Origin of the sequence: Stenotrophomonas rhizophila (assembly GCF_001704155.1) — a bacterium.
Taxonomy (GTDB): Bacteria; Pseudomonadota; Gammaproteobacteria; order Xanthomonadales; family Xanthomonadaceae; genus Stenotrophomonas; species Stenotrophomonas rhizophila_A.
The window spans coordinates 3,708,221-3,720,554 of record NZ_CP016294.1 but is presented as its reverse complement, the minus strand read 5'-3'; the positions used below and the strand labels follow the sequence as shown (position 1 = coordinate 3,720,554).

General features: G+C 67.5%; 12 protein-coding genes. 5 read left to right on the top strand and 7 right to left on the bottom strand.

The window, feature by feature from the left end:
• Positions 1-203: 203 nt before the first annotated feature.
• The 4 genes from BAY15_RS16555 to gloA form a co-directional block, all read right to left on the bottom strand.
• Positions 204-1,670: a UdgX family uracil-DNA binding protein gene (locus BAY15_RS16555; protein ID WP_068854084.1), complete on the bottom strand. Its 1,467-nt coding sequence runs from the start codon at positions 1,668-1,670 to the stop codon at positions 204-206.
• Positions 1,667-2,974, bottom strand: coding sequence for a putative DNA modification/repair radical SAM protein (locus BAY15_RS16550; RefSeq protein WP_068854083.1), 1,308 nt, complete (start codon positions 2,972-2,974; stop codon positions 1,667-1,669). The genes BAY15_RS16555 and BAY15_RS16550 overlap by 4 nt, the downstream gene beginning before the upstream one ends.
• A gap of 90 nt (positions 2,975-3,064) precedes the next feature.
• On the bottom strand, positions 3,065-3,493 hold the full coding sequence (locus tag BAY15_RS16545) for a VOC family protein (protein ID WP_068854082.1): 429 nt from the start codon (positions 3,491-3,493) through the stop codon (positions 3,065-3,067).
• Positions 3,494-3,585: 92 nt separating this feature from the next.
• Positions 3,586-4,113, bottom strand: a complete 528-nt coding sequence (gene gloA / locus BAY15_RS16540) for a lactoylglutathione lyase (RefSeq protein ID WP_068854081.1) — start codon at positions 4,111-4,113, stop codon at positions 3,586-3,588.
• Between the two features lie 103 nt (positions 4,114-4,216).
• On the opposite strand from gloA, the gene BAY15_RS16535 reads away from it, so the two are divergent.
• The gene (locus BAY15_RS16535) at positions 4,217-5,329 is read left to right on the top strand and encodes a PLP-dependent cysteine synthase family protein (RefSeq protein ID WP_068854080.1); all 1,113 of its coding nucleotides are present in this window, start codon (positions 4,217-4,219) and stop codon (positions 5,327-5,329) included.
• A gap of 117 nt (positions 5,330-5,446) precedes the next feature.
• Positions 5,447-7,477, top strand: a complete 2,031-nt coding sequence (locus BAY15_RS16530) for a M3 family metallopeptidase (RefSeq protein WP_068854079.1) — start codon at positions 5,447-5,449, stop codon at positions 7,475-7,477.
• Between the two features lie 104 nt (positions 7,478-7,581).
• On the opposite strand, the gene BAY15_RS16525 is transcribed toward BAY15_RS16530, so the two are convergent.
• From BAY15_RS16525 to BAY15_RS16515, 3 genes are read right to left on the bottom strand one after another with little or no spacing between them, the layout of a single operon-like run.
• On the bottom strand, positions 7,582-8,385 hold the full coding sequence (locus BAY15_RS16525) for an SDR family oxidoreductase (protein ID WP_068854078.1): 804 nt from the start codon (positions 8,383-8,385) through the stop codon (positions 7,582-7,584).
• The gene (locus BAY15_RS16520; RefSeq protein ID WP_068854077.1) at positions 8,376-8,969 is read right to left on the bottom strand and encodes a DUF1415 domain-containing protein; all 594 of its coding nucleotides are present in this window, start codon (positions 8,967-8,969) and stop codon (positions 8,376-8,378) included. The genes BAY15_RS16525 and BAY15_RS16520 overlap by 10 nt, the downstream gene beginning before the upstream one ends.
• Before the next feature lie 6 nt (positions 8,970-8,975).
• Complete coding sequence (locus tag BAY15_RS16515) at positions 8,976-9,458, bottom strand: YajQ family cyclic di-GMP-binding protein (protein WP_068854076.1); 483 nt, start codon at positions 9,456-9,458, stop codon at positions 8,976-8,978.
• A gap of 79 nt (positions 9,459-9,537) precedes the next feature.
• On the opposite strand from BAY15_RS16515, the gene BAY15_RS16510 reads away from it, so the two are divergent.
• The 3 genes from BAY15_RS16510 to BAY15_RS16500 all read left to right on the top strand — a co-directional run bounded on the left by BAY15_RS16510 (position 9,538) and on the right by BAY15_RS16500 (position 12,260).
• The gene (locus BAY15_RS16510; RefSeq protein WP_068854075.1) at positions 9,538-10,434 is read left to right on the top strand and encodes a DMT family transporter; all 897 of its coding nucleotides are present in this window, start codon (positions 9,538-9,540) and stop codon (positions 10,432-10,434) included.
• A 132-nt stretch (positions 10,435-10,566) separates the two neighbouring features.
• Positions 10,567-11,574: a methionine ABC transporter ATP-binding protein gene (locus BAY15_RS16505; RefSeq protein WP_068854815.1), complete on the top strand. Its 1,008-nt coding sequence runs from the start codon at positions 10,567-10,569 to the stop codon at positions 11,572-11,574.
• Positions 11,571-12,260: a methionine ABC transporter permease gene (locus BAY15_RS16500; RefSeq protein ID WP_068854074.1), complete on the top strand. Its 690-nt coding sequence runs from the start codon at positions 11,571-11,573 to the stop codon at positions 12,258-12,260. Before BAY15_RS16505 ends, BAY15_RS16500 begins: the two co-directional genes overlap by 4 nt.
• Positions 12,261-12,334: the final 74 nt, after the last annotated feature.

The following is a 12,334-nucleotide window of genomic DNA, read 5'->3' as shown; positions in this document are numbered from 1 at the left end:
GCTGGATTTTGAAGTAGCCATGGATGCAGCATACCGTCGCGCGGCCTGCCCCACCCAGGTGCCTCTTCAACCTGTAATCGGCCAGCGTGCCAAACATGGCAAGGAGGCTGAAAAATGCACAAAAAAAACGACTTCAATCACTCAGGCACGCTGCGGATCAGCCCCTGCCCCTTGTCGCGAATGGCAATCGGGTGGGTTTCGAACTACCCCTGTTTGCCGGAAGGATGGTGGGTGGGAATGTGATCCGCAAGCTTCGCCAAGTCGTCCAGCATCAGTCGATACGCATCCGCCTGCGCCGGGCCCGCGCTTTGCCGCAGTACCCACGACGGGTGGACCGTGGCGAACCCGCGCGTGCCGTCTTCCAGGGTATGCCATTGGCCACGGTCGCGGCCTAGTAGGAAGCCGGGACCAAACACGGCACGCGCTGCACTGGCGCCCAGACAGACAATTACTTTCGGGTTTACCTGTTCAATCTCCGCCAGCAACCATGGCCGGCACGCGTTGATATGGGTGACCTGAGGTTTGGAATGGATGCGCTTCTTTCCGCGCCGCTCGTAGCGGAAGTGCTTCACCGCGTTGGTCAGGTACAGCGTGTTGCGATCGATGCCCAGTTCCTGCAGCGCACGATTCAACAGCTGCCCCGCCGGCCCGACGAAGGGGTGGCCGCTCAGGTCCTCGGAGTCCCCGGGTTGCTCGCCGACCAGCATCACCTGCGCATCGCGCGGGCCTTCGCCGAACACGGTCTGGGTGGCCGGCTCCCAGAGCGGGCAACGGCGGCAAGCGGCGGCCGCGGTGCGCAGCTCGTCGAGGGAATCGCCGTTCGCGGTTGCCGGGCCGCGCACGGGAATGTGCTGCTCGGGAATCCGCCGCTGTGGCGCCTGCGCTTCACGGTCATGCATTTCCTGCACGCGGTCACCGGCATCGCGTACAAGCGTGGGCAGCAGGCTCGCCTCCGGCAGGTGCTTCCAGTACCTGGCCGGCATTTCCTGCTGCATCATCCGCGTGTTGAGCCGGGCAGGGTTGAAGATGTTGGCGTAGTAGGTGCGCCACAGCTCTTCGCGCGCATCCTCCACCGGCGCATCCGCCTGCTTGCTGCCGGGGCCGAATGCCAGCACCTGGCCGTCCCAGCGGGCACTGCGATACGGCGTGAGGATGGCCCAGCGCATGCCCGCAAAGCGGCGCGCGAAGAACGGCGCGACCCGATCCACGATGAAGTGATCGGGCTCGAACCAGGCGATGAAGGCATCCTCTTCGCCCGGTACTTCGCGGAAACGCACGAAGGCTTTCATCTTGTGGCTGTCGCGGCGCACCGCCTGGGCGAGGGCCATCGCACGCAGCACGTCCGGATCGGCCGGGTTGGTGAGCAGGCCACGCTCGCCGTGGGTGATCCGCCACAGCATGCGGTACAGCAGCGAGTGGCGCTGCGGATCGCGGTGGCACAGGCAGCTGGCGGCCAGTTCGAGGAACGCCTTCGGCACCGCAATGGCGGTGGCTTCAGCGTCAGGCACTGAGAGGGTGGCCAGCGCCGGCGCGTCCAGCAGCGAACCTTCACCCTCCTGCAGCCAGTCCAGCTGCTCCGGTGCGACGCGGTGCTGCAGCGCCCGCCGCGCGGCCTCACGCCAGGATTGCACCGACCACGACGGGTCGACCCGCACACTCCAGCGGTTCATGCGGCAGCGTCGGGAAACAGCGAGGCCTGGCGCGGTGGCGGTGCCAGCCGCGCGCGCAGCGCGGTGGGGTCATCCAGTGCGCGACGCGGGTGATGGTCGGCCAGCTGCACGAACGGCAGCAGTTTGCTCATCGGCGCGCGCAGGCGGGCCACGTCGGCCACGCGGAGGCGGCCATGGCGGCGTGCCATCAGCACGCGTTTGACGTTGCGCACGCCCAACCCCGGCACGCGCAGCAGCATCTCCTTCGACGCCACGTTGAGATCGACCGGGAAGCGTTCAGGGTGGCGGATCGCCCAGGCCAGCTTCGGGTCGATGTCCAGGTCGAGCATGCCGTTCTGGGTGGTATCGGTGATTTCCTCCACGCCATAGCCATAGAAGCGCAGCAGCCAGTCGGCCTGGTACAGGCGGTGTTCGCGCGCCAGTGGCGGTGCCTGCACCGGAAGCAGGCGGCTGGCGTCGGGGATCGGGCTGAAGGCGGAGTAGTACACCCGGCGCATGCGGTAGTTGCCGTACAGGTTGTCGGCAGCACCGAGGATCTGCTGGTCGCTGGCGCCGTCGGCACCGACGATCATCTGCGTGCTCTGGCCAGCAGGCGCAAAGCGCGGCGCACGGGCGCGGCCGGCGCGCTTGGCCGGGGCGGTCGGCGTCGGTGCCGCCACCGTGGTGGGCTTGGCCTCGCTGGCGGCCTTGGCCTCCTTGGCTTCTTCGATGCGCCAGCGCAGTTCACCCATCGCGCCGCGAATGGAAGGCAGCGATTTCTCTGGCGCAAAGCTGCTCAAGCCCTCCTCGGTGGGCAGCTCGATGTTGATCGACAGCCGGTCGGCGTAGCGGCCGGCCGCCGCCAGCAGTTCGGGCGAGGCTTCCGGAATGGTCTTGAGATGGATGTAGCCGGAGAACCGGTGTTCCTCGCGCAGCTGGCGCGCCACTTCCACCATCTGCTCCATGGTGTAGTCGGCATTGCGGATGATGCCGCTGGAAAGGAACAACCCTTCGATGTAGTTGCGCTTGTAGAAATCCATGGTCAGCGCGACGACTTCGGCCACGTTGAAGCGTGCGCGCGGTACGTTGCTGGAGACCCGGTTCACACAGTACGCGCAGTCGTAGATGCAGAAGTTGGTGAGCAGAATCTTCAGCAACGAGACGCAGCGACCGTCAGGGGTGTAGCTGTGGCAGATGCCGGCGCCTTCGGTGCTGCCGATGCCGCCGGACGCGCGCGAATCCCGCCGCCCCGCGCCACTGGAGGCGCAGGACGCGTCGTACTTGGCGGCATCGGCCAGAATCGCCAGTTTGCGTATCGTCTCCATGGAGAGACGGTAGGGGCGGCCAGTCTCACGTTGTGAGACTGGCGTGGGTGGTGGCTGAAGGGTTCAGGCGCGGCCGGGTAACGACGGTACTCAGAACGTGACTTTCACCGAGTCGGCGCTGTAGGTCGCCGGGCCGTGGTACACGACCTCGATGTTGTTGCCGTCCGGATCGATCGCGAAGGCGGCGTAATAGCCCGGGTGGTAGGGCCGTTCGCCGGGGGCGCCGTTGTCCTTGCCGCCTGCGGCCAACGCCGCCTTGTGGAAGGCATCGACGGTGGCGCGGTCGCGGGCCTGGAAGGCCAGGTGGTGGCGGCCGGTCAGTTCACCGGCGGCCGCCTCGCTGTCGGCAGTGGAAATGAACAGCTCATCGGCCCAGAAATACGTATCGCCCTCACCGGCGATGGGAATGCCGATGGTGTCGAACACGGCCTGGTAGAAGCGGCGGCTGGCCGGCAGGTCACGCACGATCAGTTGCAGGTGGTCGATCAGCCGGCCGCGGTGCAGTTCCATGGTTTCCATGCGGGTTCCTTCGGGTGGAAAGGAACGCAGGTATACCACCGGCGGTGCACGCCCGCCTTGGCAGGGCGTGCACATTGTTGAAGCCGGGGCGGTCAGCCAATCGGGGTGTTGGAGATGATCTCCACCCAATAGCCGTCCGGGTCCTTGATGAAGGCCAGGTGCTTCATGCGGCCGTCTTCCAGGCGCTTCTGGTAGGGCACCTGCAGCTCATCGAAGCGCTGGCAGGCGGCCTGGATGTCCGGCACGGAGACGCAGATGTGGCCGAAGCCGCGCGGGTTCTGGTTGCCGTCGTGGTACACGCGGCCTTCCTGGCTTTCGGTGCCATGGTTGTGGGTCAGTTCCAGCACGCCCGGAAGGCCGGCCATCCACACCCGGCGGGCGTCGTCGCCCTCGGGGATGGACGTGCCCGCCGGCAGCAGGGCCAGGAAGTACAGGCTGAACTGCGCCTCGGGGAAATCGCGCTGGTCGAGCAGGCGGAAGCCGAGCACGCGGGTGTAGAAGTCCAGCGAGGCGGCGGCGTCCTTGACGCGCAGCATGGTGTGGTTGAACACGAAGCCGGTGGTTTCGGCCGGCGGCTGGGCGGCAACGCCCGGCTGGGACTGCAGGGAGGCAAGGCTCATGGAAGATCCTGTGGGGGTGCCGCGCAATGCGGCTGGCCGTTCATTTTAGCGGGGCGGCGGCAAGGGGACGTAGAATGCTGCATCTTCCTGGCCCGTCGTCGACATGTCGCAGCGTGAATGGGTGGCCGCCGCCATCCGCAAGATCGAAGCCGATTTCAACCGTTCGGCCGATACCCACCTCATTCCGATGGACCTGCCGGGCCACCCGGGCATCGAGCTGTACTTCAAGGATGAATCCAGCCATCCCACCGGCAGCCTGAAGCACCGCCTGGCGCGCTCGCTGTTCCTGTACGCACTGGCCAACGGCTGGCTGCGCGAGGGGCGCCCGGTGATCGAGGCGTCCAGCGGCTCCACGGCCGTGTCTGAAGCCTATTTCGCGCGCCTGCTGGGCCTGCCGTTCATTGCGGTGATGCCGGCCACCACCTCGCCGGAAAAAATCGCCGCCATCGAATTCCACGGCGGGCGCTGCCACCTCGTGGAGCGCGCCTGCGACCTGAACTGCGATTCGGAAAAGCTCGCCCGCGAAACCGGCGGCCACTTCATGGACCAGTTCACCTACGCCGAGCGCGCCACCGACTGGCGTGCCAACAACAACATCGCCGAATCCATCTTCAAGCAGATGGCCGAAGAGCCGCATCCGGTGCCGGAATGGATCGTGTGCAGCCCCGGCACCGGCGGTACCGCTGCCACGCTGGGCCGTTATGTCAGCTACCGCCGGCATGACACCCGCATCCTGTGCGCGGACCCGGAAGTGTCGGTGTTCTTCGACGGCTACCGCGCCGCGCTGGCGGGCGAGCCGTGGCGCGAACTGACCTGCAGTGGCGGCTCGCGCGTGGAAGGCATCGGCCGCCCACGAGTGGAATCGAGCTTCATCCCGACCAGCGTGGACGCGATGGTCAAGGTGCCCGACGCGCTGAGCCTGGCGGCGATGCGCCACGTCAGCCGGCAACTGGGGCGCCGGGTCGGCGGCTCTACCGGCACAAACTTCATCGGCGTGCTGCACGCAGCCGAACGCATGCGCGCGGCCGGGCGCAGCGGCTCGATCGTGACGATCCTGTGCGACAGCGGCGAACGCTATGCGCACAGCTACTACAACCCGGACTGGTACCCGCGGCAGGGCATCGACGTGGAGCAGGTCGATGCGGTGATCGCCGCGGCCGTGGCCGGGCAGGGCCTGCCGGAGCTGCCCAACGCCGCGCTGGAAGCCCTGTACTGAGCACCGCAGGCGGGTGAACGGCCACGAACCCGTGGCCGGCGGGGCTTGTGCGGCGCCGGGTCCGGTGCCATATCGTGGGAAACGCCGGCGTGCCGGCCCCGCTGTCTGGAGACCCCTGTGACCCCTGCCAATCCCCTGCTCGATTTTTCCGGCCTGCCCCGTTTCGATGCGATCCAGCCCGAACACATCGGGCCGGCCATCGACACCTTGCTGGCGCAGGCCGAAGCGGCGGTGAAAGCCGCCGAAACCGTGCAGCCGGTCAGCTGGGCCAGCTTCGTCGAGCCGCTGGACGATGCCACCGAACGCCTGTGGCGCGCCTGGGGCCAGGTCGGCCACCTGCAGGCGGTGGTGAACACCCCGGCGCTGCGCGAGGCCTACAACAGCAACCTGCCGAAGGTGACCCGCTTTGGCAGCGCGCTCGGCCAGAACCTGGCGCTGTTCGAGCAGTACCGCGCGCTGGCCGCCACGCCGGAAGCGACGCAGTACGACCCGGCCCGGCGCAAGGTGCTGGACAACGCACTGCGCGATTTCCGCCTGGGTGGCGCCGAACTGGACGAGGCCGGCAAGGCGCGTTACAGCGCGATCCGCGAGGAGCTCTCGGCGCTGTCGGCAACGTTCTCGCAGAACGTGCTCGATGCGACCGATGCATGGTCGCTGCACGTGGAAGACCGCAGCGAACTGGCCGGCCTGCCCGACGATGTGGTCGCCGCTGCGCGCGCCGCCGCGGAGAAGGAGGGTCTTCCAGGCTGGAAGCTGACCCTGCAGATGCCGTGCTACCTGCCGGTGCAGACCTATGCAGAACACCGTCCGCTGCGCGAGACGCTGTACCGCGCCAACGCGCTGCGCGCCTCCGAGTTCGGCGATCCCAAGCTGGACAACAGCGCGCACATCGATCGCGTGCTGGCGCTGCGCGCCGAGCTGGCGACCCTGCTGGGCTTTGCCAACTACGCCGAGTACTCCATCGCCACCAAGATGGCCGACGACGCGCCGCAGGTGCTGGGTTTCCTGCGCGACCTGGCAGCGCGTGCGAAACCCTACGCGCAGCGCGACCGCGCCGAGCTGGACGCATTCGCACGCGACGAGCTGGGCCTGCCTGCGCTGGAAGCGTGGGACCTCGCCTTTGCCTCCGAGAAACTGAAGCAGGCGCGTTACAGCTATTCCGAGCAGGAAGTGAAGCAGTACTTCACCGAGCCGAAGGTGCTGGAGGGTTTGTTCAGCGTCATCCACGGCCTCTATGGCCTGCAGGTGCAGCCCGACCAGGCGCCGGTGTGGCATCCGGACGTGCGCTTCTTCCGCCTGGTCGATGCGCAGGGCGCGCTGGTCGGCCAGTTCTACCTGGACCTGTACGCGCGCGAAGGCAAGCGCGGCGGCGCGTGGATGGACGACTGCCGCAACCGCCGTGATACCGCGCAGGGCGTGCAGACGCCGCTGGTGTACCTGGTATGCAACTTCGGCAAGGGTGGCGAGGGCAAGGCCTCGACCTTCAGCCACGACGAAGTGACCACGCTGTTCCATGAAATGGGCCACGGCCTGCACCAGCTGCTGACCCGCATCGGCGAGCTCGGCGTGGCCGGCATCAACGGCGTGGAGTGGGATGCGGTGGAACTGCCCAGCCAGTTCATGGAGAACTTCTGCTGGGAGTGGGACCGGGTGCAGGCGATGACCGCGCATGTGGACAGCGGCGAGCCGCTGCCGCGCGCGCTGTTTGACCGCATGCTGGCCGCACGTAATTTCCAGAGCGGCATGTTCACCGTGCGCCAGCTGGAGTTCGCGCTGTTCGACATGCAGCTGCACAGCAGCTTCGATCCGGTGCAGGACAGCGTGCTGCAGCTGCTGGAACGCGTGCGCGACGAAGTGGCGGTCAACCGCCCGCCCGAATGGAACCGCTTCCCGCACCAGTTCAGCCACATTTTCGCGGGCGGGTATGCGGCGGGCTACTACAGCTACAAGTGGGCCGAGGTGCTCAGCGCCGATGCGTACGCCGCATTCGAGGAAGCGCCGGAGCAGGTGGCCGAAACGGGCAGGCGCTTCCGCGATGAAGTGTTGTCACGGGGCGGCAGCCGGAGTGCAGCGGAGAATTTCGCCGCGTTCCGCGGGCGTGCGCCGAACGTGGACGCGTTGCTGCGTCACAACGGCATGGCCGGTTGATGCGATGGGTACCGACCAACGGTCGGTACCTACCGGTACGACCGTTGGTGCGCACGCACCATTGATCCGGGTAGGTGCCGACCGTTGGTCGGCACGGCGGTGAATCACTCGGCGTAGATCATCGTGCGGCTCATGCCGCCGTCGACGATGTGGTCCTGCCCGGTGATGAAGCCGGACAGGTCCGAGAGCAGGAACACCGCTAGCGCACCGATGTCTTCCGGCTGGCCGACGCGCCCCACCGCATGCTGGGCATGGTCGCGGCGCGACAGCTTCGGCGTGCGCCGCCGTGCCGGGGTCTGCCAGGCATCGGTGGTGATCCACCCGGGGCTGATGCTGTTGACCCGCACATCGGGCCCGCTGCTGATCGCCAGCGCGTGGGTAAACGCCACCAGCCCCCCCTTCGCCGCCGCATAGGCTTCGCTGTCCGGCTCGGACTGCCAGGCGCGGGTGGAGGCGATGTTGATGATCGAACCGCCGGCCTGCGCGCGCAGCGCCGGCAGCGCGTGCTTGCTGCACAGGAACGCCCCGTGCAGGCTGGACAGGCGGCGCTGCCATTCGGCCAGCGTCATCTCCGCCAGCGGGGTGCCATGCGCGCTGGCGATGCCGGCGTTGTTGACCAATCCATCAATCCGCCCGAAACGCTTCAGCGTGGCCTTGACCAGCGCCTGCACGCTGCGCTCGCTGGCCACGTCCGCACGCTGGAACGCGGCGCGCTCGGGCAGCGCCCATTCCTTCAGGCAGGCGCGGCCGGCGTCGGCGTCCAGGTCGGCGATCATCACGCTGCCGCCGGCGCCCAGCACCGCCTGCGCGATGCCACGGCCCACGCCCTGTGCGCCACCGGTGACGATCACCACGCGGTCGCGCAGCGGTTGCGCGGGCCAGTCGGTGATGGCCGGGGTCAGTGGCACCGGGGTGTGTCCTTGCGGCCGAGCAGGCGGGTCCAGCCTTCGATGCCCAGCTTGTCCAGCGTTTCGATGTTGCGCTCGACGATCACGTCCGGGTCCGGGAAGACGGCCACGGCGCGTTCCACGCTGTCTTCGCGCAGCAGGTGCAGGGTCGGGTAGGGCGCGCGGTTGGTGTAGTTGCTCACGTCATCCGGCGCGACCCCGGCGAACTGGTACTGCGGGTGGAAGCTGGCCACCTGCAGGATGCCCTGCAGGTCCAAGGCTTCGATCGCGGCATCGGCGTTGTCGAGGAAGTCGTTGTAATCCAGGAAATCGGTCAGCACGTCCGGGTGCACGATCAGCGTGGTGTCGATCTGCTCGGCCGGGGTGTCGCGCAGCAGCACCAGCTCTTCGGCGAGTTCTTCCACCAGCGCTTCGACGGTGGTGGCGTCGCTGAGCACGAAGCGCACCTGGTCCTTCACGTACACAGCCTTGGCGAACGGGCACAGGTTCAGGCCGATGACGATCTGCTCCAGCCAACGCCGGGTTTCCGCGATGGGATCGCTGCCGTCCGGCGCGGTGTCGGCGATGAGGGGCGTGTCGTTCATGGGCAATCAGTCGCGGAAGTTGTCGAACTGCAGCGGAACCTCGAACGTGCCTTTCCTGAGCAGCGCCATCACGTCCTGCAGGTCGTCGCGCTTCTTGCCGGTGACGCGCAGCTTGTCGCCGTTGATCTGGCTGTCGACCTTGAGCTTGGCTTCCTTGATCGCGGCGGCGATCTTCTTGGCCACCTTCTGCTCGATGCCCTGCTTGACCGTGATCTTCTGGCGGGCGCCGGCGAGGTTGGTTTCGATATCACCGAATTCCAGGCAGGCGGCGTCGATCTTCCGCGCGGTCAGGCGCTGGCGCAGGATGTCGGTCATCTGCTGCAGCTGGAAGTCGCTGGGGGCGGACTGGCTGATGACGCTGTCTTCCAGCACGAACTTGGCATCCACGCCCTTGAAATCGAAGCGGGTGGACAGCTCCCGGTTGGCCTGGTCGACCGCATTGGTCAGTTCGTGGATGTCGACTTCGGAAACGACGTCAAAAGAGGGCATGGGGCAAACTCCTGCAGGTGAAGCCGCCATTCTAACAACCCCCGCATGGACGTCCCGGCAAGGGCGGTGATAATGGGCCATGGAATCCCAACGCACCCCCACCCGTGCCGTCGCCTGGATGCTCATGGCCGTGGCCTGCTTCTCGCTGATGGATGCGGGCATGAAGCAGTTGTCCTCCAGCTACCCGACCTTGCAGGTCACCTTCCTGCGTGGCGCGGCGTCGCTGCCGTTCGTGCTGGTCTGGGTGCTGGCCACGGCCGGCCCGCGCTCGCTGATTCCGGTCCGGTGGGGCCTGCACCTGCTGCGCGGGCTGCTCGGCATGGCCATGATCGGGTGCTTCGTGTTCGCCCTGCGCAGCCTGCCGCTGTCCACCGCCTACACCATCTATTTCGTCGCGCCGCTGCTGATCGCCGCGCTGTCGGTGCCGCTGCTCGGTGAATACGTCGGGCCACGCCGCTGGCTCGCCATCGGCATCGGCCTGGTCGGGGTGCTGGTGGTGCTGCGTCCCGGCGTGGATGGCTTCATTTCCATTCCGGGCCTGATGGTGCTGCTGGCGGCCACCGCCTATGCGGTGGCGGCGATCACCGTCAGCATGCTGACCCGCACCGACACGCCGCAGTCGATGGTGGTCTGGTTCCTGGTGATCCTGGCGCTGGGCGCCGGGTTGCTGGCGATCCCGGACTGGCAGCCGCTGCAGCTGCGCCATGGCTGGCTGATCGCCGGCATGGGCCTGGCCGGGGCGGGTGGCCAGGTGGCGCTGACGCGGGCCTTCCAGCTGGGCGAGGCCTCGCTGATCGCCCCGCTGGAATACACCGGGCTGGTCTGGGTGATCGGCTGGGACCTGTTGTTCTGGGGCGTGCTGCCGGACCGCTTCACCTGGCTGGGCGCGGCGATCATCGTGGCCTCCGGGCTGTACCTGCTGCACCGCGAGCGGGTCCGCCAGGTGCGGGCGCCGCAGCCGCTGGACCACCCCTGAGCGCCGCCGGGCAGGCGATGACGCCGCCTTATAATCAAACGGAATATGATTCGCTGCTGCCGCGCGGGCCAGGGCCGTCCCGCGCTGGTAGGCTGCACGCCCCCTCCCGTCGATGCCCCGGTTGACCGCGAAGTGATCGAGTTCCAGCGCCTGCACAAATCCTATGCCGTCGGCGGCCGCGCGATCGCCGCGCTGCAGCCGCTCGACCTGACCATCGAGGCCGGCGAAGTGTTCGGCATCATCGGCCATTCCGGCGCGGGCAAATCGACCCTGATCCGGCTGATCAACCGGCTCGAAGAACCCACCGGTGGCCGCCTGCTGATCAATGGCGAGGACGTCACCGCGCTGGACCGCGACGGCCTGCGTGCGCTGCGCCGGAAGATCGGCATGATCTTCCAGCACTTCAACCTGCTGTCCTCGCGCACGGTGGCGGCCAACGTGGCCTTCCCGCTGGAGCTGGCCGGTACCCCGCGTGCGGACATCGACGCGCGCGTGGACGAACTGCTGCACACCGTGGGCCTGGAGGCGCACGCCAACAAGTATCCGGCACAGCTGTCCGGCGGCCAGAAGCAGCGCGTCGGCATCGCCCGCGCCCTGGCCACCCGTCCGCAGATCCTGCTGTGCGACGAAGCGACCAGCGCGCTCGACCCGCAGACCACCGCCTCGGTGCTGAAGCTGCTGGGCCGGATCAACCGCGAGCTGGGCCTGACCATCGTGCTGATCACCCACGAGATGGATGTGATCCGCCGCGTCTGCGACCGCGTGGCCGTGTTGGATGCTGGCCACCTGGTGGAAACCGGGCCGGTCACCGAGGTGTTCCTGCACCCGCAGCACCCGACCACGCGCCGCTTCGTCAACGAATCCGAGCAGGTCGACGAAGGCGAGCTGCACAAGGATTTCGACGCCGTGGCCGGGCGCATCGTGCGCCTGACCTTCCTCGGTACCGATACCTATGAGCCGGTGCTCGGCCGCATCGCCCGCGAGACGGGGGTGGACTACAACATCCTGTCCGGCCGCATCGACCGGATCAAAGACACCCCGTATGGCCAGCTGACGGTATCGCTGGTGGGCGGCGACGTACAGGCCGCGCAGGCCGGCTTCGTTGCCGCCGGCGTTCACCTGGAGGAGCTGCGTCGATGATCCTGGCCACTGCCGGCGGTTTCTTCCGCCACCTCGACGCCGCCAAATGGGCCGATATCGGCCAGGCCACCGTCGACACCCTGCTGATGCTGGCCGGCTCGCTGCCGCTCACGCTGGCCATCGGCCTGCCGCTGGGCGTGCTGCTGTTCCTGACCGGCTCGCCGCAGCTGCACCGCAAGCCGGTGCTGTATGGCGGGCTGGCGCTGCTGGTCAACCTGCTGCGCTCGGTGCCTTTCATCATCCTCATGATCGTGCTGATTCCGATCACGCTGTGGATGATGGGCACCTCGCTCGGCGTACGCGGCGCGATCGTGCCGCTGGTCATCGGTGCCGCACCGTTCTACGCGCGCCTGGTGGAAACCGCGCTGCGCGAAGTGGACCGCGGCGTGATCGAAGCCAGCCAGGCGATGGGCGCCACCACCTGGCAGCTGGTCAGCCGGGTACTGCTGCCCGAAGCACGGCCGGGCCTCATTGCCGGTGCCACCGTCACCGTGATCGCGCTGATCGGCTTCACCGCCATGGGCGGCGCGATCGGCTCAGGTGGGTTGGGCGACCTGGCGTTCCGCGACGGCTACCAACGCTCCCACACCGACGTGGCCCTGGTCACCGTGGTGCTGCTGCTGGTGCTGGTCCAGCTGCTGCAGATGCTGGGCGATTGGCTGGTGGGGCGGTATTCGCGCAAGTAAGGGGCGTACCTGGCGCAATCATTGAGCCTGGCGATACGAACCGGCGATCGGATTGATCCGACGTTCGACCGCGT